Genomic DNA, 26,991 nt, shown 5'->3' with positions numbered 1-26,991 from the left:
TTGCGAGCACGGCCACGGTGGATTGCAAGCCGCTACCAGTATAGGCCTGCTAGCAGGCAAGCCTCCTGTCTGGATATAGGCGGCAACGGCAGCCCTCAAACGGCCGCGTCCGGGATGGCCAGACGGCCGTTTCGAGTCGGGTTACGCCGGTCCCATGAGACTCCACCCGTTAAGGGTTATTCGATGCCTGCCATCGGCCACAGGAATGTGACGGTGCCTCTGCGCGTGTTGGCAGGCATCGAACAACCCTTAACGCACCCGGTCCCGCGTATACCTCGATTCATTCGACGACCGCGTGTCGATGAAGCGTAAGTGGCACCGAAGAGGGTTCGTGATTGCGAACTTCCGCTTAGTGGCTGAGCTTCGTCGGACAATGCTTTGTGCGTCAGTGTATCGAGCCGGCAGGCAGCCTGACACAATCGCTGGTCTGTTGCTTCCTGAAGTTATGACTTACCGCCGAACCTGCTGAACACCGTTGCCTCATGCGTCGACCTTCCCGCTCACGACACTCGAATGCATCGTGCGACAGTCGGAAACCTTGCTGTCGTGATCCTCAAGTTCGATCAAGACAACGAGATCTCGATTACGATTGAAAGTATCAAAAAGACGGACGGACTACGGAAAGCGAATAACGCCCCATATTCACTTCAGCTATCTGGCGTGGTGGCACCCAGGTCCGCTTAACATCATTTATCGCAGCTTGCGTTTGATCAGCGGGATCCGTGTATCGATATGTCATCTGTTCTTGCGCTATTTGCGCCCTCACAGCGTCGTTCATTGACGGAGGCGTCGACTGTGCAAACGAGGACACAGCGGGAATTGCGATAGCGGCGGCGACGATAAATTGAGCAACTTTCATGGTTTTTTCTCCAGGAGGTGTCCCGCGTACAGTCTTGTACGTACCCGGTACGTGCAGTGTAGATCTGCACTCGCTCAGTAACGAGCGCAACCGGCAGAATTCACTGTTGCCAATTTCCGCACAAAGTTGCTCATCGAAAATAGTCTGCGACGACCACCGTCATTGGTTTCCCGAGTCTCACCACCACCCAGTCGTCGCGACAATCGAAAGCACCGTCGTTAGCAGCGTGCGGCGAAGCGCTTCGCGCTCGGTGAACAGTTGCTTGAGCGTAAAGGGGCGGGCTCGCGGATCGCGGCAAAGTCGGCCGGGAGCGGATGCAGGTCGAGCCGCCGCCCCGCCTTCACGATCTGGCTCGGCGTATCGTGGCCGATCAGCGCCGGCAAGCGTTTTGACGCGTCGATGAGCGCGCCCAGATCGACGCCTGTGTCGTAGCCCATCAGTTCGAGCGCATGCACGATCTCCTCGCTGCAGACGTTGCCGCTGGCGCCCGGCGCATAGGGACAACCACCGATACCGCCCAGCGACGCGTCAAAGCGGTCGGCGCCCGCATCGATCGCGGCGAGCACGTTGGCGAGACCCATGCCACGCGTATTGTGAAAGTGCAGCGTGAACTCGGTCTGCGGCCAGCGCTCGATGCATCGCGCCGTCAGCGCGGCGACCTGCTGCGGAAAGGCCATGCCGGTCGTGTCGCATAGCGTGACGCCGCGCGCGCCGATCTCTTCGACGAAGCGTTGCGTCCACTCGATCACGGTGTCTGTCGGCACATCGCCCTCCATCGGGCATCCGAATGCGCACGACAGCGAGATGTTGACCGGGAGTCCCACATCGCGCGCGCTGGCGGCAACCTGCCTCAGCCCATTGAACGATTGCTCGCGCGTCATCCGCAGATTGGACAGGTTGTGGCTCTCGGTCGCGGACATCACGAGATTCAACTCGTCCGCGCGCGCCTCGATTGCGCGTTCGGCGCCACGCATGTTCGGCACGAGTGCCGTATAGACGACGCCCGGCTTGCGCTCGATTTCACGCAGCACGATTTCGGCGTCGCGTAACGCGGGAATCGCTTGCGGCGACACGAAAGCCGTCACCTCGATTTTCGCCATGCCTGTTTCGGAAAGCGCGTCGATCAGCGCAATCTTGTCGCGCGTCTCGACGAACGTGCCTTCCGCCTGGAAGCCGTCGCGCGTGCCGACTTCCTGCATGTAAATGCGCCGGTGTTGTCCGTTCCAGATGTTCATGCGATTGCTCCTTTGTCACGCAACTCGGCAATCCGGCTTTCGGAGAGCCCGATCTCACGCAAGATGTCATGGGTGTCGTCACCAAGCTTCGGCGCCGACGAGCGCACGGAGCCCGGCGTGCCCATCAGTTTGGGCACAATGCCCGGCACGTCGACGTCATAGCCGTCGCGCGTGGTCTGCCGCAAGATCATGTCGCGTGCGCGGTAGTGCGGGTCCTCGGCGATATCGCGGGCCGTATAGATCTTGCCAACGGGCACGCGCGCCTCGGTCAGCGTGGCCAGCACGTCTTCGGTCGAACGTTGCGCGGTCCACGCTTCGATGGCCTGGTCCAGTTCGCCAACGCGCGCAACACGCCCGGCGTTGTTCGCGAGCGCAGGGGCGTCCGCCAGATCGCTGCGGCCGATCGCCGTCATCAGGCGCCTGAAGATGCTGTCGCCGTTGCCGGCGACAAGCACATAACCATCGGCACATCGATACGCATTGGATGGTGCGATGCCGGGCAGCGCGCTGCCGGCGGCTTCACGGACCGCGCCGAACACGCTGTACTCGGGAATCAGGCTCTCCATCACGTTGAAGACTGCTTCATGAAGCGCCACGTCGATGACCTGCCCTTTGCCGCCGTTCGCGTCGCGGTGATAGAGCGCGGTGAGCACGCCGATCACGCCGTGCAGCGCAGCGAGCGTATCGCCGATCGAGATGCCGCAGCGCACAGGTACGCAGCCGGGATCCCCGGTCAGATGACGCAAGCCGCCCATCGCCTCGCCGATCGAGCCGAATCCCGGCAAATCGCGGTAGGGTCCCGTCTGGCCGTACCCCGAGATACGCAGCATGATGAGCCGGGGGTTCAGCTCGGCCAGTTGCTCGTAGCCCATGCCCCAGCCTTCGAGTGTGCCTGGCCGGAAGTTTTCGATGAGGACGTCGGCCTCGGCGATCAGCTGGCGCGCGATGTTCTGGCCTTCGGCACTGCGCAGATCGAGCGCCAGCGAGCGCTTGTTGCGCGACTGCACCTGCCACCAGACGGACGTGCCGTCCTTCATCAGACGCCAGTTGCGCAGCGGATCGCCGGCGCCCGGCGGCTCGATCTTGATGACCTCGGCGCCGAATTCGCCGAGCGTCTTGCCGGCGAAAGGGCCGGCAATCAGTTGACCCATCTCGATCACGCGCACGCCTTTAAGCGCTGCGGGCGTACTCGGAAAAGAAGCGTGGCCGTTCATCATGAAAAACTCCTGAGCGTGCGGTCGGTGTCCAAAGGCGCGTTGACTTAGTTGAAGAGCCAAGGCTCCCGAGCGCGACGCACGCGCTCGTACTCGCGAATCAGGTCGGCCTGGCCGAGCGTCAGCGCGACGTCGTCCAACCCTTTGAGCAGGCGGCGCTTGCGTTCCGGTTCGATCCCGAACGGGAGCGCGTCGCCGCCTACGGGCCGGATGGTTTGCGCCTCCAGATCGATCTCGAGTCGCAAACCGGACGGGCGGGCGACGAGGTCGAACAGGTCCTGGACAACGCGCTCGTCGAGCCTGATCGGCAGCAGGCCATTCTTGAAGCAGTTGCCGTAGAAGATGTCGGCGAAGCTCGGTGCGATCAGCGCGCGAATGCCGAAGTCCGACAAAGCCCATGCCGCGTGTTCGCGGCTCGATCCGCAGCCGAAGTTGTCGCGCGTGAGCAGAATCCGGGCGCCCGCGAAGCGTGCCTGGTTGAGCGGGAAGTCCGGGTTGGGCTGGCGGCTCGATACGTCCTGCCCGGGCTCGCCGTGGTCCAGGTAGCGCCATTCATCGAACAGGTTGACGCCGAATCCGGTGCGCTTCACCGATTTCATGAACTGCTTGGGGATGATTGCATCGGTGTCGACGTTCGCGCGGTCGAGCGGCACCACGAGCAGGTCTTCAATGCGCGCGTTCGTGCACGAGCCGATGAAGACCTTGTCGAGCGAGCCACGACGTGGCTTTGCCACAGCTTGTCGAACAACGTACGGGGCGTACTCGCGGGCTGCATGAGGGGGTGTCTCCATCCATTCATATGAAAGAATGCTTGCCTGGCCGGCCAGTCACGGCCGGCAAGGCTGCTGTCTATGGAGAGTCATTTTCCGCGCGCGATCCCGTGGGCGGAATGCAACAGTGTGGAACCCAGCTTTCGCGGGACGCGAAAGCGCGCTTTGCGTCAGCGGGTCGTGGTCGGGGCCTGGGCCGTTTCCGGCGCCGCGCGGGTCAGATGGTCGACGAGCAGCCGCGCCGGTTTGCGCAGTGCTTTCAGATCGCGAGCGCAGATGAGCAGTTCGCGGTGGGCCCAGTCTTCCGACAGGCCGATCTTGTGCAAGCCCATCGACCTCAGGTGCGGACCTGCCGCCTCATCGGGCAGCACGGCGATGCCGAGTCCCGCGGCAACCATCAGGCACATCGCATCGAAGCTGCGGACCTGAATGCGCAGTTTCAGCTGTCCGCCCGAAAAGGCGGTGGCGGCCTGAAGGCGTTTGGCGAGCGAGGTATTGCGCGACAGGTTGACGAAGTCGAACTCCAGCGCGTCGATGAACGAGACCGACTCGCGCTGGGTCAGCGGATGGCCGCTGGGGACGACCAGGACCAGATGGTCGTGGCGATAGGGCATGGTCTGAAGGCCGAACGTCGGCATCTGGTCGGCCATGATGCCGAAATCTGCAACGCCGTCCACCACCGCCAGTGCGACCTGCTCGCTATCCTGCTCTTCCAGCTCGATGCGGATTTGCGGATTGCTGGAATTGAATTCCGCGATCCCTGACGGCAGGAACTGCGTCACCGCCGACGTGTTGGCCCACAGCCGAACGACGCCCACGACGCCGGCCGCATAGTCCGACATATCGGCCGTCATCAGGTCGACGTCGTTCAGAATACGCTGCGCGTGAAGCTTGAGCGCCTCGCCCGCCGCGGTGAGCGTAATGCCGCGGGAGTGGCGTTCGAATAGCTCGGCGCCGATTGTGGATTCGAGGTCCGCGATTCGCTTGCTTGCGGCGCCGATCGCGAGGTGGGCGAGTTCGGCGCCCTTGCTGATGCTGCCGCTTCGGACAATGAGTGCGAAAAGCGAAAGTGAGACGAGATCGAGACGATGAAGGTTCATGCTCGGATGTTCTGGCCGCTGTCAGCGCTCCATTATGGGGCACGGCCGTAATCACGGCGCCGCGAGTATTCGCCACTGCCGGACACATGTGCGCCCGGCAGTGTAGCGCGCAATATCGAACGGCTGGCCCGTCGCGCCAGCGGCGGCTATTTGGCTTGCTCAGCCGTGTTATGGATGGCCTGGCCGCCCTTCGAAATGTCTTCGCCCGCACCCGCGACGGTGTTGCAGCCCGCAAGGAGAGCGGTGCCGGCGATCAAAAACAGAGCGATGAGTCGTGTCATGTTGTTCCCCTTTCACGGATTTTTGGCGGCGGCAGGCGGGTGCTAGCCGGAACACGCGTGGGCGCCATGCACCTGTTCAAGCCGGCGCGGACCCTGCGTATGAGTGTCATTGTAGGCGAGACGTCAGCCAATAGCGGGGTCGAATCCATGCCCGCTTCGCAAGCCCGGCTGAACGGCGGGAGATGGAGGACGGCTGCGGTGCCCCATGTTTGCCGAAAGCCGCCGCCGGGTAGCGTTGGCCTATTGGCCGAGATGGGAGAGTGCTATCTGTGCCGGCGTGCGCGAGATCTGCATCAGCCCTTCGAGCGGGTGGGCGATGTCCTCAATCAGGAAAATAGCGCCGGCGACCGATAGTGCACAGACGAAAAGCGTCGCAAAGGCGGTCCGGTAGTTGATGCTGACCAGACCGAAGCCGGCAAAAAGGATACCGAGCCAAAGCACCAGCACCGCAAGGAATGGCGTTGGGATCGCGCCTTCCCCTGGTCGGAACAGTATCCAGCGCGCTTCCGCCAGGTCGTGGCTGCGAGCCAGGGCCTCCGATTGCAGCATGCGCTGCATGTCGTTTCGTGGAGCCAGTTCTCGAAGCTTTTGCTGAAATTGCACCATGTGCGCCAAGGTTTCAGGAGCGTCCACGTCGGCCTTTCCGGCGCCGCCTTCGGAATAGAACCGCTCCACAGCTGAGGCATAGGTGCTGCGCAGGAACTCGCGGGCTTCCTTTGCCTCCGGACCATAATCGGCCAAGGTGCGATCGATCACGAAGACCGTAGCCGCCGTCTGCGTGAACTCGTCGTTGAGTCGGTCGAAAGTAACCTTTGACGACGCGATGAGGAGACCAAGGACGAGAGCGGCGAGCGTCGCCATCAGGCCCGCCCCCAGCTTCACGATAGCTGTTGAATCCTCGCTCAGATGATGGTCGGGAAGAAAAGTGCGAAGAGCCAAACCGAGCATCCCGCTGCCGGAGACGCACACAAATACGATCGAGGCGACTACCAGTGAGTTCATGATTGCCCCCTGCGGTTTGACTCTGAGCCGCCCCGAATCAGGACGCGCGACACCGACCGGCTGCAACGACCGCCATACCGAGTATTGGTCAGCTTCGCCAGCTGGCTTCCAATTTGTCTCTGTGGGCCGAGTTACGCGAGCACGGTAAGCAACCCTTAACGTTCCTTAAGGCGCTGGCACCACGCGGTAGTAAACGCCGTTTGCGCCGTAGGCGGGCTGGAACCACGTATTACCGCACAGGTAGTATGTGCCGCCCTGAACCGAGGGCTTTATGCAGCCTGCCGGTAGTGCCGCATAGATCGCACCCATGGCGAATGTCGTACTGACAGGGGCGGGTGGCGGGGCTGCCGTTGCTCCAGCGACGTAGCCCGCATTGTAAGCATTCGATGCCGCTGCGTTCGTGTTGGCCGACGCTATGGCCGCGCCCGCCGCCACACCGACTGCGACGCCCGCTGCGGCTGCCCCCGCGGTGGACCAGCCGCCGCAGTTGTAGCAGCTGGATCCGTAATTGTTCACCGTGACCGGAGGATGGTAGGCGGGGTACCTGGCGCCGTAATAAGCGCTATGGTAAGCGGTCGCACCCGAGGCGCTCGTGTAGCTCGTATAACCCGAGCCTGCGGCGTGGTACGCCGAACCGCCATACGCGTTGGTGGCGCTGGTGCCCTGACCATAGGTGTGGGTCGCGCTGCCGCCATATTGGTTAGTGACGCTCGTCTGTCCCGATCCTTGCGCGTGCGTGGCGGTGTCGCCGTAGCGCCCGGTCGCGGTCGTGCCCTGGCCATAGGTGTGCGTTTCGCTGCCGCCCCATGCGTTGCTGCGGGTTGTCGACCCCGAGCCGGGCGCGTGCGACGTGCTGCCTCCGTAATAGTTGGCATGCGACCATGCGCCGGCTGAACTGGCTGCGAGCGACGACACAAGAAGACCCACCAGACGGATGACGACTTTCTTCACGATGCGTCTCCTCATTGCGTCCCGGTGTGTCTGGTCTTCGGCGGCGGCTTCATTCCCGGCGCATCGCTCGCGTCTGGACGCGCGAACGCAATGCGGGCCGCGCCGGCTGCGCTGGCCGGCGCAAACGCGTCTGCGGGCACAGCCGGATCGAGTTGCCAATCGGAGAGCACCAATACGTGGCGCAGACGGGCGGGGTCGTTGAGGTAGACGGCGTAAATGCGGCGCGGGAGCTTGTCCTGCGCGCCGATCCAGATTTGCACGAATACATCCCCGGTCACATACGCCACCATGTCCGTTGTGGTATCGCCGACGACGTTCGATTGACCGATATAGAAGGCGACTTTCAGTCCATCGGCGATGTCCTTGTAGGGGTCGGCGACGATTACGTCGGTAAAAGGGTAATAAATGGCGCCCTGGTTATAGGCTGCCTCTAGTGCGGCATCGATCGTCGGCGGAGCGTCAGCAATGGCGATCAGATTCTCGAGCGGGGCGAACGCTGTCATCGTCTTGCCGTCGTAGTAGAACTCCGAGGGAGGACCGTCACCGAGGGTGATCACTCTGAGCTTGTCGGGGCGCTGAAGCGTCACTTCCGACTTCGTCGAATAGACGAGAGGCGGACCGAGGCGGCTCGGACTCTCATAGGAGACGACGGCCGTAAAAGTCATCGTCTTCGCGGCCGCAAGGCGCGCGCTCGCCGCCTTGAGGATGTCGATCGCGCGTGGTTCGAGTCCGGGCATGAAGGCCGGCGCAGCAGCTTTCGCCGCCGGCCTGGCGGTTGCTTTCGGCGTGCGTAGCGTTTGCTGGGCGTGGCCGCCGGCGGCGAGGAACACACTTAGCATGACGAAGGTTATGCCAAACTTCAATTTCTCGCAGGTCATCGCGGCCTCGGTAAGTAAGCCGGTTTCACGGTGCGCCCGACGACTTCATGGAATCATGCCGCATTCAAACATCTTGTTGGCGATCGGCGCGGCCACTCTGGCGATGAACGCGGCGCGCATCTGCGGATCGTCGCGCAGCATCTGCATGGCCTCCTGCTCTCTCCCGGTCTTGGGTCGCCCCTGTTTCTGCGCTTTCTCTTGCCACAGTTGCTCGCAAGACGATTGCTGGTACTTTTGAACGAGTTTGTCGGCGACCATGTCCATCATCGGGTATTGAGCGGTGGCGGCATTCGCGAGCAGCAACGCGGGCACCATCGCAATCCACAGGAGACGCTTGATCATGAGCTTGCCCTCATTTCGTCAAAAAATGCGGCACTCGGGAAAGGTCCAGGATCAGCGCTTTCACAGGGATGATCTGGTTCTTGATTTTTTCGATCGTCTCGTGCGGGAATACACGATCAACCGCTTTCGCCTGTGAAATAGAGTATGGCACCAGCGGGGATGCCGATATTGGACCTTGGTCCAATATCGGCTCAATAAAATCGTCGCTTGTTACCTGGGCGTGATTGATTCGTCCCGTATTCAGGTGGACGACGACAAAATTGCCCGCGCTTTACAGTCGCGGGCTGCTTCAGGCTCCCTTGCGTACGCAAGGACGTAGTGACCGCTCACAGCCATGGCCACGTGCGATAGCGCACACACGCGCTTGAAATGCTCAGAAACTCGGCTGAAAAGTGCCTAAATTTCTGACTGGCACCGGTCCGCGCGATATTAGAACAATAAGAAATTTCAGTCGGCGCGGACCGTCTGTCGAACCTATCCTCACTGACTCCATTCAAGGGATTGGCCGATGGTTGAAACCTTCGGCATGCCCTTGGTGGCCATCCTGCGCCAAATGATTTTAGGGCATCACTCATGTTCACGAAACGAATCTTTGCCGCATTCCTTGCCGCAGTGCTGATCGCTGCGATTGCGCCAGAATGTCAGGCGCAGTACACGACTGACTGGATAGCGAATACGTTTGGGACTAACGCAACTCATGTAGGCAGCGCCGCCCGTTCCATGTGGATTGCGCCTGAAGGAGTCATCTACACATCGTCCCTGTGGGATGAAAACGAAGGTGGCGTTGCGATATACCAGAATGGGCAAAGCATCGGTTCGATCGGCGCTCATAGCGATTTTCAGGGCAGTGCGATCACAGGCAACTCGACTGATCTCTTCGTTGCGCTTCAGTTCAACGCAGCCTTCGGCAGCGGTAGTGTCGGGAGATATGATCGAACTACACATGCCCGTGACCTGCTCATCCCGGTCAGCGCGGATACCACCGAACGGCATGCCGATGTCGTTACGGGTCTGGCAACGGCGGGAACGCTCGTCTACGCCAGCGACTTTCCAGGTAATCGGGTCCGCGTCTTCACTACTGACGGGGTCTGGCAACGGGATATTGCAGTCCCAAGCCCCGGGGCGCTCGCCATCGACGGGGCAGGCAACATCTGGATTGCGGAGAAGCGCGCAAACAGGGTGCTTGGATTCCGTCCGAACGGAACGCCGCTGCCGAAGATTCAGATGCCAGTCGGCTCAAGACCGTCGGCCCTATACTTCGACCCAACTACCGCTAACATGATGGTGGGTGACGAAGGTCCTGACATGAACATCAAGGTCTATAGCCTGGTTGGTGTTCCGTCACTAGTCAGCACGTTCGGTATTCAGGGCGGCTATCTCGACACTACGACCGGGATCAAAGGTCAGGTCGGGGCCAAGCGTTTCACCGCCGTCACTGGCGTCGGCAAGGACTCCTTTGGCAATCTGTACGTGCTTAATAACCCGTGGGGCGGAACATGGGATCTTGGTCGCACTGGCGGCACGGACATTCACGCCTACGACAACTCCGGCAACCTGCAATGGAAGCTTCAGTCTCTCAACTTCGAGGGGATCGCCGCTCCGGATCCGGGTACTGACGGCGCCTACTTCTATGGGGGCGACAACGTCTACACTGGCTCCGCTGGAGGAACCTTCGTAGCGAACACCGTCGATCCAATCGACTACCCATCCGATCCACGAATGAACATCAACGACCCGGAACGCGGTGAGCAGTTCGGTCAAGTCGCCACCGTCGGCGCAAACCGGATCCTTGTGGCGGCCGGCCAGAATCCCGATACCTTTTACTTCTTCCACTTCAACGCCGCGAATGGCTACATTGCAATACCGGACGCCACGATTCCGGGTACGGCGTTTAATACGACAGCAAGGATCCGCGATGGATTCTGCCTTGACGGAAAAGGGGACGTCTGGGCCGGTTTGGACAAGACGAATGCCATTTGGCACTATCCGCTGACCGGGTTTGATGCCAACGGCAAGCCGACATGGGGAGTTGGAATTTCAACGCCCATTCCAGGCACTATTACGCCATTGACGCGAATCATTTACCTGCCTGATCGCGATACCATGATCCTGGCACAAGGAATTGTTGGGAGTACAGATTGGACGTCGATCGGAACGAGGGTCGAGGTGTATCACGGCTGGCTCGCAGGCAACACCACCGCTCCCAATCCAGTGATCAACATCACCAGCGCCAATCCCAAGTCGATCACGGCAGCAGGCAACTATCTCTTCGTTGGATACGTACACACCGTGCCCAACATCGACGCCTTCAATCTCACCACAGGCAGTCTGGACATCACGCTGACCAACAGCAGTCCCAATACCGTGTATGTCGGCAATGACGTAGATTCGATGTACGGCCTTAGATCGTACCTTCGTTCGACCGGGGAGTACGTGGTCACGAAAGACGACTACAACGGCTCCAGCATCGTTGTCTATCGTTGGACTCCCGGCGCAACCGCCGGGTCCGTCCAGACACTGCTGGTTTCGCCTTTCCACTAAATGGCCAAAATCCCTATCGGTAGCGGACGGTCACGCTTACTGAATTCGCCGAACACCATAGATTCATCTCAGACCGCCTGCAGTTCGGGGCAACGAAGCGCCAGGGCGATGCGCTATTCGTGCAACCACGTGTCGATCTGGACCACGACGTAGTCCGCTATGAGCTTTTGCAGGTGAGTGGTCGGATGATAAGCGTCGGCAAACATGTAGATATCGTCAGCATGAGGGGAGACATACGTCGAGCGCGAGCAGAAGAGCGCGCTGGTGTCATCGGCTTGAAATGCCGGGGGCAGGTTCGCCGGCGCGCATGCTACGTTGGTGCCGACGCTGCCGTCGAAGCGAAAACCAAGTTGGCGATAGTTCTCCGATACCTCGTCAATGAACGTGAACGCGTCGATCCGCAGCACGGCCGGCGATGCAGGGAGCGCGTCATCCAGCGCGGTGTTGAATACCTGCGCCAGACGCCGAAGCACTTTTGCGGAGCCTGGCAGTTGCTGCTCGAGAAGGTTCGCGATCGGCGCCTTGCTGATGTCCGGGACGTTTTGTACAACGATATGTGTGGCACCGTTCTGGTGCGCATTGTGCACCAAGCTCGCAAATTGTTGCGCTGCCTGTCTCAGCGAAGGGAGCACTGCCTGCAAAGAAGCGCCCGGATCGCCGCCGTTCGCAACCATTCCCGCCCATGCGGTATAGGCGTCCTGAACGTCATTGGCCCCGCCTTGCATCAGCACGAGTTGCTGGCCGGTGAAGCGTGTATGCGACTGAAGGTAGGCGGCCACCTGTGAGGTCAATGGAGTTTGCAACTCGCCGGTGTCGCCCGTTGCGTCGCCGGGGTTCGGCGGCCCGGCGACTCGGGCGCCCCCTTGAGCGTAGCCCAATCCTTCCGGATGAACGACGCTCGGTTGCCCGAAGCCGCCCGTCAACGCGGGCGTGAGGCCGGATCCATAATGTTCCGCGATAAGCTGTACGGAGATAGCGCCCGGATTAGTGGTGTAGGTGCCGCCGCCGAATTGTCGGGCGTACGCGTAGGTGCCAACGTCCGAAAGACTGTCCCCGAACGAGACGACCTGCATGAAGTTTCGCTGCGGATCGGCAGAGCCAGCCGATGCGTTCGATGAATGGGACAAACCAATGACACTGCATGTCAACGCAACGAACGCGAAACGACGGACTGTCTGCATGGGGCACTCCGGGGTAGTGTGGTGTATCGAAGAATAACCTTGTTGCGCGGTAAGCACTATTATTGTTCGCGATGTGGTGCCCAAGGTTCTCGCCAGTATGGTCTGCTCGGTGCGCAAATGCAAAGCGGACCCGCCGGTATCGGAGCAGGACTCGTGCAAATCCTGCTCCGTCGGTTTCACCGGATCAGTGAAGGGTTTTCAGTTGCGACCACAAGCGGTTTTCAAGGCGCACGATTTCAACCGACGTCGGCTTCATCAGCGTCATCTTCTTGAGTACGTCGTCCGGCGGGTACACCGTCGGGTCCTGTGCGACAGCAGGCGTAACGAACTGGCGGGCTGCGTGGTTCGCCGTCGGGTAGAAGACTTCATTGGTAATCGCCGCGTTAACCTTCGGGTCCTCGATGTAGTTGATCCACCTAAGCGCCGCTTCCGGGTGCGGCGCGTCTTTCGGGATCGCCATTACGTCGAACGCCAGCAGGCCGCCTTCCTTTGCGTTCGAGAACCTGATGTCGTACGCATGTTTGGCTTCGGCGCTGCGTCGGCGCGCTATGCCGACGTCGCCGGCAAAACCGATCGCCACGCAGATGTCCTTGTTCGCCAGGTCGTTGATGTAGCCGGACGAGTTGAACTCGGTGATGTACGGGCGCACCTTCTTCAGCAGTTCGAACGCGGCCTGGTAATCCGCCGGGTTGGTGCTGTTGGGATCCTTGTGCAGGTACTGCAGCGCCGCGGCAAACACGTCGACCGACTCATCGAGGAATGAAACGCCACAACCCTTGAGCCTGGAGAGGTTAGCCGGATCGAACACCAGCGCCCAGCTGTCGACCGGCGCGTTCGAACCGAGCGCCTTCTGCACTGCCTGCACGTTGTAACCGATGCCAGTGACAGCGAACGCCCAGGGCACACCGTACCGATTGCCGGGGTCGGCGCCTGCGACCATCTGCATCAGCACAGGGCTGAGATTCTTCAGGTTCGGCAGTTGCGACTTGTCGAGCTTCTGATACACGCCGGCCTGAATCTGCTTGGCCATGTAGTTCGACGTCGGCACCACGATATCGTAGCCAGAACTGCCCGCCAGCAGCTTGGCCTGCAGCGTGTCATTGCTGTCGTAGTTGTCGTAGCGCACGTGAATGCCGGTCTGTTTCTCGAAGGTCGGAATCGTATCCTTCGCGATGTAGTCCGACCAGTTGTACACGTTCAGTTCGGCGTCCGCGGCATGGGCGGCGGGCGCTGTCCATGCAGAGAGAGTCGCCGCGATACAGGCGCCGGCGATGGCCGCGCGGCGCAGACGAATGACAGGATGACAAGCACGCATGATATTTTCCTTGCGAGGTGACGTTGCGAAGATCTCGGTGATTTTGCGGATAAAGCATGTCGCTCTCAGGACTCGGTTCTTGCCTGAAGCGCTTCATATCGCAGTCGTATCGAGGCGCCGATGTCGAAGAATGGCCGAGGTGGAAGCCAGCCGGGTTTCGCGTTGTCGAGGACTGAAGTCAGCAGCGCTGACTGGCCTCCCGACGCCATTTCGGCCAGCAGTCGCCCCCACAGCGTGCCGCGCGCTACCCCGGAGCCGTTGCATCCGGCGGCGGAATAAACGCCTTCCGCCAGTTTTCCGAAGCGTGGCTCACCTGATCGCGTAGCGCTCAGGTGGCCAGTCCAGGTAAATTGCAGATGCGCGTCCGTGATCCAGGGGAATCGGCGTTGCAATCCGTGCACGTGTTTGGCCCGGCGTGCCACCAGGGAATGGCCGGTCAGGTCGCGCTGGCGATATTCCACGGTGTTGCGGATCAGTAGCCGCCTGTCCGGTGTCAGGCGTAACGTGGCGCCGGCAGGACGAGTCGAAAGTACGCCCCAGGGCGCCGCACGCCCCAGGCAGGCATACTCGTTGTCGCTCAACGGCCGGCTAAGCGACGCACTGAGCTCAAGGGGGAAGACCTTACTGTCCGCCAGCCCTATCCTGGGTAAGAATGCGCCGACACATGCAATCACCTGGCCCGCCTCGATGTGACCATTGGTGGACTGCGCGCGAATACCGCCGCGGCTCAAATGCTCGAGACCGGTAATGTCGGTATTTTCGTAGACCGAAACATTCGCGGGCAACGCGTCCAGCAGCCCCTTCGCATACTTGGCCGGCTGCAATAGCCCGTTCCCGCCCCGGCACCATATGCCCGCCCGGTAGAACGGTGAGCCCAGTCGTTGCGACAACGCCTCGCCTTCCAGCAGTTCGGCGGCCGCACCTGCTTCGCGCAGGGTTTGCACCTGACGGTCCGCCTCCGCAAGTTTGGCCGGGTCGTGGGCAGCGAAGAGATAACCGGCATCGCTCAGATCGCACTCGATGCCGAAGCTCGCCACACGCCGGCGAACCTCGTCGCTGGCGGCTTTGCCAATGGTGCTCGCGACGTGGTAATCGGCATTCCGTTGCCGCCCGATGAGCTCATCGGGCGACGGCCGCTCGTAGGCAACCACGAAACCCGAGTTTCGTGCCGAAGCGCCTTGTGCGGCGCGCTGCCGATCGACCACGATGATGCGCGACTGCGGATGCAGTTCGGCGAGCGTATGCGCTGCCGACAAGCCCGTGAAGCCTCCCCCGATCACCAGCCAATCCGCTTTCTGCGCGCCCTTCAGGGTCGCTGCGGGCGGTGAGACGCCGGCTTGAGCGATCCAGCCACAGATATTTTTGACCACAATCGTGTCCCCTCAGTATTACGGATAACCAAAGCGGTCCAAAGTATGAATAATTAGCATGCTAGACCGACACCGCCTTGGCTTAAGTGTCAATATATTGGGACCTGGATGCGTTATCCAGCGCTATAAATTCATTGGAGCATTCAGAAAACGCATGGATAAGCTCTATCGGCCACCGTCTGTCGGGGCCCTTCAGGCACTAGCGCTCGTTGCAGAGTCGGACAATTTCACCGAAGCGGCGGAAAAGTTGCATCTGACCCAGAGCGCGGTGAGCAGGAAGATTCAGCAACTGGAAAGTCACTACGGTGTGCCGCTGTTCGCTCGCAACAGCCGCAGCGTGCAACTGACCGAGCACGGCGAAGCGGTGCTGGAGGTGGCGCGAAAGATCCTCAAGGAACTTCAGATGCTCGATGAACGGATATCGCCACGGGACAGGCCGTTTCGCATCCGCATCTTCGTGTCTCTGGCGGTCCGTTGGCTATTGCCGCGGCTGACTGGGTTTTATGCCCAGCATCCCGATCTCTCGCTATCGATCGAGACCGTCGCGACGGAGCTGGTCGATCCCTCCGGTAACTGCGACGCCTATATCCTTTACCTACCCGAACCGCCGGATGACCCGGCCTTCATCACGCTGTTCGATGAGATCCTGGTGCCGGTGTGTGCGCCTGATGCTGTCAACGACAAGCCGCTGCCGACGTCTTTGGAAGAGTTGTCGCAGTACACCCTCATTCACGGTTCCACCGGCCAGCACGAGTGGGCCACGTGGTTGAAGGCCCACGGCGGATCGGCTGCCAGGCACTATAAGCACATTACGTTCAATCTGGATGAGCTGGCGATGAATGCCGCCGCTCGCGGGCTGGGCGTCGCGATGACGGACCTGACCCTGGCGCAGGAATCAATCAATCGCGGCGATCTGGTTATCCCTTTCGGCACGCCTTTGAAGACCAAGGGGGTCTATGTGCTTTGGCTGCAGACAGCGGGCGCCCTGCATCCGGCCAGGCAACGCATTTTGCAGTGGCTCGCTCAGCAGGAGCATGCCGAACGCTAGCGCGGGATTGAACATGCACTCGATGCAGCTTGGCACCAAGCCGGATTCCTGCAACGCGCTCAGCAGAGACCGAACCCATTCAGGCCGATTGCTGGTTGCCCCACGGGGTTCGCGCCACGACGAGTAAGCTGCAGCAATAGAAAAGGCGCGATTGCTCACGCCTTTTGTAGCTGTTAGTCACCGCTTGCTAGCGCTTCTGGGAGAAAGTCGCGAGCAGTTTCGAGTATGTGTGACCTTGCCCCCGTTCCGCGAATCCCATAACCGAGGGAATTATGCGGCTCGTCCCTGCTGAGCCGCGAACCAGTTTTTCTCGAATGTCATGGGACTGACGTAGTCGAGTGTCGAGTGCAACCGGCGTGCATTGTAAAAGCTCAGCCAGTCAATCACCTCATCCATTGCAGCACGCCGCGTGGTGAAGTGTCGTCCATGCATACGAGCTACCTTCAGCGAACCCCACAGGCTTTCCGTCGGCGCGTTGTCCCAGCAATCGCCGCGTCGGCTCATCGACGAGCGCATGCCGTAGGCCTTCAGCGTGTCCTGGAACAGGCCGCCGCAATACTGGCTGCCCCGGTCGCTATGCACGATTACACCAGCCTCGGGGCGACGCCGGAACCACGCCATGCGTAGCGCGTCTGTGACCAACTCCGCTTTCATGTGCGGCTGCATCGACCAGCCCACCACCTGCCGGCTGAACATGTCGATGATGACCGCGAGGTACACCCAGCCTTCGGCTGTCGCCAGATAGGTAATATCGCTCGTCCAGACCTGATTCGGCGCCGACGCCGTGAAGTCGCGCCCCAGTAGATTCGGTGCAACCGGCAGGTTGTGATTCGAGTTCGTCGTCGCGATGTACTTGCGCTTGTGCCGTGCACGAATGCCATGCTGCGCCATCAGCTTGCGAACCCGCTCCTTGCCCACGCGCACGCCGCGCGCGAGCAGTTCCTTCCACATGCGCGGCCAGCCGTATTCGCCCTTGACCTGCGCGTGAATCGCCTTGATGTGCGCGAGCAGGGCATCGTTGCTCATGTAGCCTCTTTGCGGCTTGTCCTTGGCGCTGCGTTGCTGGCGCTGATGATATCCGCTGGGGCTGACTTCGAGCGCTTCACACAGTACTGAAACTGGCCAGTGGTGTCGATTCCGGTCAATGAACGCGCACTTCACATCGACTCCTTCGCGAAGTACGCTGCGGCTTTCCTAAGAAACACACCTTCACGCTGGCGAGTCCTGAGGTTGCAGTGAATACCCAAATTGCGCCGCGCGGCGATGAAGCTGTTTGATGACGCGGTCCCTGTACTGCTGCTCGTAATGATCCGCACCCGGGTCGCGATAGTCCATGCCATAGCGCATCGCGTTATAAAACAGGACAGCGATCTTGCGCGCCGTCGCGGTCACGGCCTTGGCGTTGCCGATGCGCCCGGCGAGGCGCCGGTAGAATGCACCAAGCGCGGTATTGCTTCTTCCAACGGTCACCGCCGCAAGCCTCAGGGCGACTGTGATGCGACTGCTTGTTTTGCGCGTGTGCGATGACAGCACCTTGCCACCGCTGATCTTGCAGCCGGGCGAAAGCGTGAGCCATGAAGTGAAATGTTTGGCGGTTGGCCATCGGCTCAAGTCCGTTCCACATTCGCCAATCAGGCGCAGTGCAAGGAATGGGCCGATGCCGTGAATTTGCGTCAGGTCGGTCCCCGCCAGTTGGTACATGGCCGTGCGCACATCAAAGTTGGGATCGCTGGGCAGCTTGCTGCGATGCTTCGCCTTCGGCAACGGCGCATCCGGAATCGGGTGAGCGATATTGAGAATCGCGACAGCGCGTTCGATCTCAACATCGCACTCGTCGATACACCGCTGGTAAAAGTCATACAGCGCAAGCGCCTGCTTCAAGGCGAATACGTGCTCGGGCTGGTAGTTGCCCACCAGTGCACTACGAATGGTCTCAAGGCTTTCCTTGCAGCGGACGTCGCGCATCGCCGCCAGCCGGTCTGGATCGCGTTCGCCGGCGACGATCGCGCGGACGATCCGCATTCCAGTGACGCCCGTGATATCCGTGATCACGTGGTGCAACTGGATATTCATGAAGGTCAGCGCTTTCTGCATGTGCTGGATATGCGCGGCGGCATAGTCAGTATGCCTTTCGCGGCAACGCAGGTATGCGCGTAATTCCGCGATGTCGCGCCCAGGCCGGAAACTTGCCCGTAGTAGCCCACACGCGTGCAGTCGCTGCAGCCATTGTGCGTCGTTGACATCACTCTTTCTTCCAGGGACTGCGCGCGCCTCGCGTGCATTGGCAAGAACGACTTCAAGGCCCCGGGACTCCAGCACCTCGTAGGCGGCGACCCAGTACACGCCGGTCGATTCCATCACAACCGTCTTTGTGCCGGTCGCGACGAGCCAGTCCGCCATGCGTTGCAAATCGCTCGTAAATGCCTGGAATGTCTGCACCGGCTCGTCGCACAGATCTGGACTCACGGCGACAACATGGAACCGTGAACCGATATCAATACCGGCTGCAAACGGATGAATGATCGGCAACCCTGAGGGCTTGGATCGTGTTCGGTCTTTTGGCATCACCCACCTCCTGGATAATCAGGCGCAGGACGGGGACTCGGAATAGATCAATTTCCTAAACGGGGTCGCCCGAAGACGCCGCCACAGATGAGTCCGCAGCTTCCCCTGGGCCAGGTTTTTTGACGGGGTTCATACCTCCAAGAAGCTTACGGCCACTGTCTCTGCGTGCATCGAGTGTACTCCCCGGGAGTTTCTACTCATGAGGGGCGCGCGCAAGCGCGTAGGGCGGTTTTTTAAAATATCCCGCTCCATCTTCAGGCGAGCCACTTCCGCACGCAGCCGCGCCAGTTCCATCTGTTCTGGGCTCACAGGCTTCGTGCCAGCGCCCGCCAGCCTGCCTTCCCGCTCAGCCTTTATCCAGTTGTACAGCGTCTGTTCAACAACACCCAGTGTCGCCGCCACGGCCGCCATGCTTTGTCCGGCCTTGACCAGTCGCACGGCTTCCAGCTTGAATTCGAGCGTGTACTGTGCCCGCTTTGCCTTGCCTGTCATCGTTCTTCTCCTTGCTTGAGTTTACCTGCTCAGCAAGGGATTCGTTTTTCGGGGGCAAGCTCACATTTTCGGTAATCACTATCCGCATGAATGGAGAGAACTGGCCAACCCAATATGTCTCGTCATCCTCCAGCAAAAAAACAAAAAAGTACGGGCGACGAACGCGAGCGTCATCGATGTCTTCAAGGGCCAACTTGGCCGTCACTTTTTTCCTCTAAAGCCGATCCATTCACCGCTTCTGGTTTAACTCGCGCCCGTGCCGTCCGGGGGCAACGATTCTGGCAACCGGTCAGAATTTGCCCCTGTCGCTGATATGCACAATCTTTAGCGTCGTCCAGTCCGGCTTTTTCAACGGGCCATCGCCCCAACGCAAGAACTCCAGCTGAAACAGACGATCAGCCGGGTCAGCAAGGAGGAGGACATCGACTACCGCACCGTCCGCGTCTTTCAGTGTCCCTTCATACGGGTACGTATGTTGTCCCCGCTCTTGGGGGCGCTGGTAGCCGTCAATATGGAAGAGAATTAGCGAACCGTCATCCAGCATTGGCTCGGCGTGAGCGTTTGCCAAGTCGTGCGTGAGCCTCGCTCCGTCCTCGGGATCGAGTCGTGCTGCGACCTCACGAATAAACGACTTCTCACAATCGGTTAGTTCACGGTCCATGTCACTTGATCACAAAAATTGTTCCAACGTTAATATCGCCGTTCGGCAACATATACGCTCTCCATTGGACAGGTTGCCCGTCAACTTCGGTGCGTCCGATTTGATGCTGCCCGGGGACCATGTCAGAGCGAATCCGGCGTAACTCATCAGCGATGATGCCTTCGGCCTTGTCCAAGTCTAAATTATCGGCCTTCGCGCGATTGATGTAATGATCTCTCTTGAAAGCAATACCTTCTAAGCTGTTAGCACCGGTCGGCTTGCAGAGATTGGCGATTCCATTGACCGCGCCGCGAAGTGTGCCAGCGATACCGATAATACCGAACGGGTCGTCATTGTCTGACGACATCTGCCAACCCCAACTGAGCGCGGGATTGAACATGCACTCGATGCAGATCGGTATGAGCCCTGGCTCGGACGATGCCCGAAGCAGTGCGCGAGCCCATCCAAGCGTACCCGGAGGTGGCCCAACCGGATCGATACCGGCCTCGTAGTTATCGAGCCACTGGTCAATCTCATCGCTGCCGATCGAAACGGGCGCGCCGCCGTTTGTTGCCACCGTGCCGCTGCGTGAGGCCAGTTGACCGTCCGACGCATACCCATAGTCCACGGCAAGAACGCGTGCCACGCGGCCGTTTGTCGGCGCGGCTGTTTCGTCGTATCTGAATCGCGCTATCCTGCCGCGCTGGTCATAAGTAATTCCAGCGGTAAAACCGTTGCTGGACTGCCTCGTCACGCGATGCGCCGCGTCCCGTCCGACGTTACCGCGAAGCCACGGCGACCTGAGGTTCTGTGCAGTCTCCAGATTGCCGGTGGTGTCGTAGAAATAGACCCAGTCCTCGGTAAGCTGGTTGTTGACGTAGACGCGCGCGCCGGTCACGCGATTCAGTGCGTCGTAGCGGACGCCGGTGGTGCGCTGCTGCTCGCCATCCCACGCCGCGTCGAAGGCGCTCGCGCCGGTCGGGTCGCTGGTCTTGCGTTCGCTGTAGCCGGTAATGTTGCCGCGATCGTCGTAGACGAACGTGCGCAGCTTGCCGGGCGACGCGATCATGTAAGGCCGCATACCTGTCGCGTCGGCATAGCGTGTCGACACGATCCGCGTGCCGGTGGCCGGGTTCTGCGTGGTCCAGCGGACAGGCCGGCCTGCATCGTCGTAGCTGTAGTCGGCAGTACCGCCGCTCGCTGTCGTCTCCCTGAGCACGTTGCCCGAGGTGGTCCACGTCGTGGAAGTTGTCGCCGATGCTGAGCTGCTTGCGGTAGGCCGGAGCATGCCGCCTATCGACGAGAAGCCCAGCGTCGTTGTGCCCCGGCTGTCGGTAACAGCAGTCGAGCCACTGCTATAGGCGAACTGCACGTTGCGCGTCGTGTCCGGGTGACTGACCGCAGTGGCCTTGCCATCCGCGTTATAGGTCCACGTAGCGATGCGCGTGCCGGTTTCGTCAATCTCACCTGTGAGCGCATTGGCGAACCGGTTGTCGTCGTACACGTAGCGGCGGACGTTGCCATCGGGCCAGTTAACGGAGACGAGGTTATTGTTCGCGTCGTACGCATACTGGGTGATGCCACCTGTCGGATCGGTCAGCCTGTAGATGCGGCCCTTGCTGTCGTAATCGAGGCGGAGCGTCAGATCGAACTTCACCAGCGCATCGTCACCGTGCTGCGCAATCGTGTTGAGGCGTCCCGAACCGTCATAGTTCAGGGTTCGCGTGAAGCCATTTTTTGTGCGCTCCGAAAGCAGAACGCCTTTGGAGGAGTACGTTTCGGCAGTGCCGGCAAGCTGGTCGGTCAGAAGCCAGTCCGGGCCGTTCTGTGCCAACGTGAAGCCGGTGAATGCCCCCGTGCGCCAGTAGCCGCCCGACCAGTTGAAGGTGACCGGTTCACCGTTTTCGCGGAAGGCGACCACCTTGGATGAGCCGCCGTTGTTTGCGCTCGCGAGGTTCAGTTGACGCTGCCAGTTGTGGAACCAGACGGGGCCCATCGCATTGCCGGCAGCGCCGAGCGAAGCTGAGCGGTAGGTGCGGGAGAACACCATCGGCATGTCGTCGCCGCTGACGAAATCCGTGCTGCCGAGCGTGACGGCACCGCTGCCCGGATAAACAGGATCGGCAACCGGACAGGACTTTTCAGGCTGCGGATCGGTTTCGCCTGCGCACCACTTCTTGATGAGATCGATGTCGTTCAGGCATGCATAGCCACCCGGCCCACCTGGAGAATTGCTCGCCGCGTCGAGGGCACACCATTTCGTGCCTCGTATTGCGCCGGATTGTGCGTAGCGGCTGGTGCAGTCGGACGTGTAGTCAGCTCGCGCGCCGAACGCCGACAGTAGCAGCATGAATGCGGCCAGTACACGGGCCAGGTTGCCTGCTGGCCCGCAAGACGGTTTGTTTATTCTCATATATCTCCCGTTTGTAACGTGTCGTTAGAAATGCGTAATAAACGACACTGCATCGGGGAGTTGGGCGTCAAAATGGGACACTTCTGAAAAGCGCCGTCGCGCGACACATCTTTACAGACCGGCTGAAACTGGCAGCGTTAAAGCAGGACCGGCGCTAATCTGTGCGTCAACAACGCCCGCCGTGCGGGCATCCAGAGGAGGCGCAAACCATGAAAGGTACGATCTACAACGAAGGGGAACATCCGGTACGCGCCATCGTTGACCGCGACACCATCAACGATTTGCAGATTGAAGCGGGCGCAACGGAAGAACTCGACGCACTGGCCGGCATCATTGAACTGCGCGAACTGCGCGAACTGCGTGAATAGGAGACGGGCGCGGACGAAGCGCAAGCGTTGCAATCCGCGGATAAAAAATGTCCCGCTCCTGGGCGGACCTTATTAAGCAATAGAAAGCGGTATACACCGCTAAGGCTGGCTCGGTACCTTGAGTTGAATATGATACCGGGGCGGTTATTTATTCAAAATATTTAGGGGATGTTGTACTAGCCCGCCTTCGGCGCTCCAACTTCCCGATGATGATCGGCGGCGAGGAACATATACATCGCAGGCACTACGAACAATGTAAAGAGGGTACCAATCGACAGCCCCGTGAAGATCACGAGCCCCATCGCATTGCGGCCCGCGGCGCCGGCGCCCGAGGCGATCACGAGCGGCACGACGCCAAGCACCATCGCCGCCGTCGTCATCAGAATCGGGCGCAGCCGCACGCCCGCTGCTTCTTCCAGGGCTTCGCGCTTCGATCTGCCGGCGTGTTGCAGTTCGTTGGCGAACTGGACGATCAGGATGCCGTGCTTGCTGACGAGCCCCATCAGCGTAACGAGCCCGACCTGCGTGTAGATGTTCAGCGTCGTCAAGCCGATGTTGATGAAGATGAGCGCACCGAAGAGCGCCATCGGTACCGAAACCAGGATCACGATCGGGTCACGGAAACTTTCGAACTGTGCCGCGAGCGCGAGGAACACAATGATCGTCGCGAACATCAGTGTGACGACGAAACCGCCGGACTCCTGCACGAACTGCCGCGATTGCCCCGAGTAGTCTGCCGAATACCCGGCTGGCGCGGCCTGCGCGGTCGCCTTGCGCAGAAAGTCGAGCACCTCGCCTTGCGATACGCCCGGCACGATCACGCCTGAGATCGTCGCCGAGTTGAGTTGCTGGAAGTGGTTGATCGATTCCGGCACGACGTTGTGTTGGATATGCGCAATCGTCGAAGCCGGAATGACGCTGCCGTCCGGTGTGCGCAGGTAGTAATCGAGCACCTGCGAGGGATTCAGACGGTCGGTCTGCAAGACCTGCGGAATCACCTTGTACGAGCGCCCGGCGATCGAGAAGTAGTTGACATAGCCGCCCCCGAGCGCCGAACCGAGCGCTTGCCCGACGTCGCTCTGCGAGAGCCCGAGCGAGGCGACCTTGTCGCGGTCGACAACGAGCGTGGCTTCCGGCTTGTCGAGCTTGAGATCGCTGTCGACGAAGAAAAACATGCCGCTTGCGCGGGCTTTTTGCAGGACTGCCTGCGATACTTCGTTGAGATTCTCGAAAGGCTCGGTCGTGCTGATGACGAACTGCACCGGCAAGCCCTGCGAGCCCGGCAGGGGCGGAAACTGGAATGCCGCGACGCGCGCCCCGGCAATCTGATTCCATTTCTGCTGCAATTCCTGTTGCAAGGCGGTTGCGCCCTTGCGGCGCTGGTCCCATGTCTTGAACAGCACGCCGCCGATGCCTTGGTTGAGGGTTGGCGCACCGGTGAGCTGGAACATCTGCGAGTATTCAGGCAACGCTTTGGAGATGCTGAATACCTGGTCCGCATACATCTGCATCTGCTGGATGGTTGCGTTCGGCGGCCCCTGGATCTGCGAGAGGACGATCCCCTGATCTTCCTGCGGCGCGAGCTCCGATTTCGACGTCATGAACAGGTAGACCGTGCCGCTGAGCAGCAGCGCGCCCATCACGATGAACACGGGCCAGGTGTCGAGCGTCGCGTGCAACAGCCGGCCGTAGCCATGATGAATGCGTTCGAACTGGCGGTTGACGAAGCGCGCAAAGCGCCCAGACTCCTGCTCGGCGCGGAAGAGGCGCGAGCACATCATCGGCGACAGCGTGAGCGCGATCACACCGGATACCGTCACCGCGCCGGCGAGCGAGAAGGCGAACTCGGTGAAGAGGGCACCCGTCAGGCCGCCCTGAAAACCGATCGGCACATACACGGCAATCAGCACGACGGTCATCGCGAGGATCGGTCCGCCGAGTTCGCGTGCGGCGATCAACGCGGCATCGAATGGCGCCTTGCCTTCCTCCATCATGTGACGATCGACGTTTTCGACCACGATGATCGCGTCGTCCACGACAAGCCCGATCGCGAGCACGAGCGCGAGCAGGGTCAGCAGATTGATCGAATAGCCGAGCAATTGCATCACGAAGAACGTGCCGATGAGCGACAACGGCATCGCGATCAGCGGGATGATGACCGCTCGAAAGCTGCCGAGGAACAGGAAAATCACCACGGTAACGATCAGCAGCGCCTCGACCAGCGTCTTGATGACCTCGAAGATCGCCGTGTTGACGAAGTCGGTCGCGTCATAAACGATCTCCCCCGTCATGCCGATCGGGAACTGCTTCTGCAGCCCGGGAAAGACGGCCTTCACGCGCCTGGCCACATCGAGTATGTTGGCGTCCGGCGCGACCTTGATGCCGATGAACACCGAACGCTTGCCGCTGAACGCGACGTTGAAGTCGTAGCTGTCGGCGCCGAGCACGACATTCGCGATGTCTTCGAGGCGCACGATCGCGCCGTTCTTCTGTTTGACGACGAGTTGCTTGAAGTCGTCGACGGTATGCAGATCCGTGCCCGCGTTCAGGTCGACGCTGACCATTTGCCCCTTCGTCGTGCCGAGCGTCGCGAGGTAGTTGTTGTTGCCGAGCGCCGTGAAGACGTCGGCGGCCGTCACGCCGTGTGCGGCGAGCCGCGCCGCATCGAGCCACGCGCGCAACGCGAACTGCCGCCCGCCGAGGATTTCGGCTGTCTGCACGCCCTCGATCGAATCGAGCCTGGGCTTGACGACACGCAGCAGATAATCCGTGACGTTGTTACTCGGCAGCACGTCGCTGTAAAAGCCCATGTACATCGCGTCGGTGGTCTGCCCGACTTGCACGGTCAGCACCGGCTGCTGCGCCTGCGGCGGCAACTGGTTGCGCACCGACTGGATCTGCGTGTTGATCTCGGTCAGCGCGCGGTTCGAGTCATAGTTCAGGCGCAGCGTGGCGATAATGGTCGACACACCGGTGGTGCTTGTCGAGGACAGGTAGTCGATGCCTTGCGCCTGAGCGATCGCCGCTTCGAGCGGCTGCGTGATGAAACCGGCGATGGTGTCGGCATTCGCGCCATAGTAAGCCGTGCTGATCGTCACGACGGCGTTTTCGGTCTGCGGATACTGACTGACTTTCAGAGCGGCCAGCGAGCGCAGTCCAAGCACGAGGATCAGCAGGCTGACCACCGATGCCAGTACGGGCCGCCGGATAAAGAGATCGGTGAATGTCATCGCGCGGTCTCTCTATTGTTCCTGAGGCGCCGGGTTCGGATTGTCCGCCGGCTGCACGCTGTTGTTGATGATCAGCGGCGTGCCGTTCTTGAGTTTGAGCTGCCCGCTCGTCACGACCTGCGTGCCGGCGTCGACACCCTTAAGGATCGCAACCTGATCGCCGCGCGTCGGGCCTGGCGTGACGAACACCTGCTGCGCGATGGGCAGCGTCTTGCCGCCCTGTGCGTTGGGTTGTGTGCCTGGCTTGACGATGAACACGGTCGCGCCATAGGGATTGTAGGTGATGGCCGTTTGCGGCAGCGTCAGGTAGCGCTGTCCGGCACCTGCGTCGATCTTCACGTTTGCGTACATGCCCGGCAGCAGCTTGCGCTCATGATTGTCCACGGTGGCTTCGATCTGCACGTTGCGCGTGGCGCTGTCGACTTTCGGGCTGACCGACTGGATCTTGCCCACGAACGTTTGGCCGCTGTACGCATTGGTGTCGACCACGATGGTCTGGCCGATCGCGAGCTGGCCGAACTGCTGCTGCGGCAGGTAGAAATCGGCGTAGATCGGATCGATCGCTTGCAGCGTGACGATCGCATCGCCCGGATTGATGTACTGCCCTGGATTGATCGTGGTGATGCCAAGGCGTCCCGCAAACGGTGCGCGGATGGTTTTCTTTTCGACCAACGCTGCCTGTCCCGCCACTTGTGCCACCTTGCCCTTCAGGTCGGCGGCGTCCGCGTCGAGTTGCGCTTTGGCGATCGCCTTGATGTCGTACTGTGCCTGATCGCGCCGGTAGACGGTCTGCGCGAGTTCTGCCGCAGCCTGCAACGAATGGAGCAGCGCCACGTCGGTGTCGTCGTTGAGCCGGACAAGGACTTGTCCGGCTTTCGCTTCCTGCCCCGAGCTGAATGCCACCTCGCGCACGAGGCCCGCGACTTCGGTGGTGACATCGACGCCGCGCACGGCGCGCAGGCTCCCGACCGCCGCAAGCTGCGGTTGCCATGACTGATAGCCGGCGACTGCTGCCGAGACGGTGGCGGGCGGTGCCGAGTTGCCCGCCATGAACTTGCCGAACATATACGCGCGGAACTGGTTGAAGCCGACGAGCGCGGCCAGCAGCAGGCCGACACAGATCAGCATGATCACCATCCGCTTTGTCATCGGTTTTCTTTCGGTCATCGTGATGTCCTTGCACGGCATTGGGCGAA

The 26,991-nt window shown here is 60.7% G+C and carries 21 protein-coding genes and 2 pseudogenes; 3 read left to right on the top strand and 20 right to left on the bottom strand.

The window, feature by feature from the left end; genetic code table 11:
• Positions 1-598: 598 nt before the first annotated feature.
• The 10 genes from AYM40_RS39445 to AYM40_RS32675 form a co-directional block, all read right to left on the bottom strand.
• A complete protein-coding gene (locus tag AYM40_RS39445) occupies positions 599-859 on the bottom strand; it encodes a hypothetical protein (RefSeq protein WP_082855429.1) in 261 nt (86 codons plus the stop codon).
• 218 nt (positions 860-1,077) lie between these two features.
• Positions 1,078-2,094, bottom strand: coding sequence for a hydroxymethylglutaryl-CoA lyase (locus tag AYM40_RS32715; RefSeq protein ID WP_063500116.1), 1,017 nt, complete (start codon positions 2,092-2,094; stop codon positions 1,078-1,080).
• Positions 2,091-3,311 carry a CaiB/BaiF CoA transferase family protein gene (locus AYM40_RS32710; RefSeq protein ID WP_420488494.1) on the bottom strand — a complete coding sequence of 407 codons (1,221 nt, stop codon included), beginning with the start codon at positions 3,309-3,311 and terminating at the stop codon, positions 2,091-2,093. The genes AYM40_RS32715 and AYM40_RS32710 overlap by 4 nt, the downstream gene beginning before the upstream one ends.
• A 44-nt stretch (positions 3,312-3,355) precedes the next feature.
• A complete protein-coding gene (leuD, locus tag AYM40_RS32705) occupies positions 3,356-3,979 on the bottom strand; it encodes a 3-isopropylmalate dehydratase small subunit (protein WP_063500857.1) in 624 nt (207 codons plus the stop codon).
• A 269-nt stretch (positions 3,980-4,248) separates the two neighbouring features.
• Positions 4,249-5,178: a LysR substrate-binding domain-containing protein gene (locus AYM40_RS32700; RefSeq protein WP_063500115.1), complete on the bottom strand. Its 930-nt coding sequence runs from the start codon at positions 5,176-5,178 to the stop codon at positions 4,249-4,251.
• 146 nt (positions 5,179-5,324) lie between these two features.
• A complete protein-coding gene (locus AYM40_RS32695) occupies positions 5,325-5,459 on the bottom strand; it encodes an entericidin A/B family lipoprotein (protein ID WP_063500114.1) in 135 nt (44 codons plus the stop codon).
• Positions 5,460-5,699: 240 nt separating this feature from the next.
• Positions 5,700-6,461 carry a DUF4239 domain-containing protein gene (locus tag AYM40_RS32690; RefSeq protein ID WP_063500113.1) on the bottom strand — a complete coding sequence of 254 codons (762 nt, stop codon included), beginning with the start codon at positions 6,459-6,461 and terminating at the stop codon, positions 5,700-5,702.
• Between the two features lie 165 nt (positions 6,462-6,626).
• The gene (locus AYM40_RS32685; RefSeq protein ID WP_063500856.1) at positions 6,627-7,412 is read right to left on the bottom strand and encodes a hypothetical protein; all 786 of its coding nucleotides are present in this window, start codon (positions 7,410-7,412) and stop codon (positions 6,627-6,629) included.
• Between the two features lie 11 nt (positions 7,413-7,423).
• On the bottom strand, positions 7,424-8,290 hold the full coding sequence (locus tag AYM40_RS32680; protein ID WP_063500112.1) for a DUF2092 domain-containing protein: 867 nt from the start codon (positions 8,288-8,290) through the stop codon (positions 7,424-7,426).
• Between the two features lie 45 nt (positions 8,291-8,335).
• Positions 8,336-8,632, bottom strand: coding sequence for a hypothetical protein (locus AYM40_RS32675; protein WP_063500111.1), 297 nt, complete (start codon positions 8,630-8,632; stop codon positions 8,336-8,338).
• Between the two features lie 573 nt (positions 8,633-9,205).
• On the opposite strand from AYM40_RS32675, the gene AYM40_RS32670 reads away from it, so the two are divergent.
• Positions 9,206-11,173 (top strand): hypothetical protein, encoded by a 1,968-nt coding sequence (locus tag AYM40_RS32670; protein WP_063500110.1) that lies wholly within the window; start codon positions 9,206-9,208, stop codon positions 11,171-11,173.
• Between the two features lie 113 nt (positions 11,174-11,286).
• On the opposite strand, the gene AYM40_RS32665 is transcribed toward AYM40_RS32670, so the two are convergent.
• From AYM40_RS32665 to AYM40_RS32655, 3 genes are all read right to left on the bottom strand, one after another.
• Positions 11,287-12,471 carry an SGNH/GDSL hydrolase family protein gene (locus AYM40_RS32665; protein ID WP_236721017.1) on the bottom strand — a complete coding sequence of 395 codons (1,185 nt, stop codon included), beginning with the start codon at positions 12,469-12,471 and terminating at the stop codon, positions 11,287-11,289.
• Positions 12,472-12,538: 67 nt separating this feature from the next.
• Entirely contained in the window at positions 12,539-13,669 is a 1,131-nt protein-coding gene (locus AYM40_RS32660; protein ID WP_063500108.1) for a polyamine ABC transporter substrate-binding protein, read from the bottom strand.
• 65 nt (positions 13,670-13,734) lie between these two features.
• Positions 13,735-15,039, bottom strand: a complete 1,305-nt coding sequence (locus AYM40_RS32655) for an NAD(P)/FAD-dependent oxidoreductase (RefSeq protein WP_063500107.1) — start codon at positions 15,037-15,039, stop codon at positions 13,735-13,737.
• Between the two features lie 154 nt (positions 15,040-15,193).
• On the opposite strand from AYM40_RS32655, the gene AYM40_RS32650 reads away from it, so the two are divergent.
• On the top strand, positions 15,194-16,087 hold the full coding sequence (locus AYM40_RS32650; protein ID WP_063500106.1) for a LysR substrate-binding domain-containing protein: 894 nt from the start codon (positions 15,194-15,196) through the stop codon (positions 16,085-16,087).
• Positions 16,088-16,357: 270 nt separating this feature from the next.
• On the opposite strand, the pseudogene AYM40_RS32645 reads toward AYM40_RS32650, so the two are convergent.
• From AYM40_RS32645 to AYM40_RS32625, 5 genes and pseudogenes are all read right to left on the bottom strand, one after another.
• Positions 16,358-17,281 (bottom strand): annotated as a pseudogene (locus tag AYM40_RS32645) (IS3 family transposase); the annotation flags it as partial.
• A gap of 15 nt (positions 17,282-17,296) precedes the next feature.
• Entirely contained in the window at positions 17,297-18,652 is a 1,356-nt protein-coding gene (locus AYM40_RS32640) for an IS110 family transposase (RefSeq protein WP_063495238.1), read from the bottom strand.
• A gap of 231 nt (positions 18,653-18,883) precedes the next feature.
• Positions 18,884-19,144 (bottom strand): annotated as a pseudogene (locus AYM40_RS32635) (transposase); the annotation flags it as partial.
• 289 nt (positions 19,145-19,433) lie between these two features.
• Positions 19,434-19,805: a DUF6984 family protein gene (locus AYM40_RS32630; RefSeq protein ID WP_063500105.1), complete on the bottom strand. Its 372-nt coding sequence runs from the start codon at positions 19,803-19,805 to the stop codon at positions 19,434-19,436.
• 1 nt (position 19,806) lies between these two features.
• Entirely contained in the window at positions 19,807-22,197 is a 2,391-nt protein-coding gene (locus AYM40_RS32625; RefSeq protein ID WP_082855427.1) for a DUF6531 domain-containing protein, read from the bottom strand.
• A 209-nt stretch (positions 22,198-22,406) separates the two neighbouring features.
• Here AYM40_RS32625 and AYM40_RS42030 point away from each other — a divergent pair, with 209 nt between their 5' ends.
• Complete coding sequence (locus AYM40_RS42030) at positions 22,407-22,565, top strand: hypothetical protein (protein ID WP_181448445.1); 159 nt, start codon at positions 22,407-22,409, stop codon at positions 22,563-22,565.
• A 176-nt stretch (positions 22,566-22,741) separates the two neighbouring features.
• Here the strand turns inward: AYM40_RS42030 and AYM40_RS32620 are convergent, their stop codons facing one another.
• Positions 22,742-25,795, bottom strand: a complete 3,054-nt coding sequence (locus AYM40_RS32620; protein WP_063500103.1) for an efflux RND transporter permease subunit — start codon at positions 25,793-25,795, stop codon at positions 22,742-22,744.
• A 12-nt stretch (positions 25,796-25,807) separates the two neighbouring features.
• Entirely contained in the window at positions 25,808-26,962 is a 1,155-nt protein-coding gene (locus tag AYM40_RS32615) for an efflux RND transporter periplasmic adaptor subunit (RefSeq protein WP_063500855.1), read from the bottom strand.
• Positions 26,963-26,991 lie beyond the last annotated feature (29 nt).

The organism is Paraburkholderia phytofirmans OLGA172 (assembly GCF_001634365.1).
Lineage (GTDB): Bacteria > Pseudomonadota > Gammaproteobacteria > Burkholderiales > Burkholderiaceae > Paraburkholderia.
Note: the sequence above shows the minus strand (reverse complement) of the source record. Positions and strands in the feature narration are given on the sequence as shown.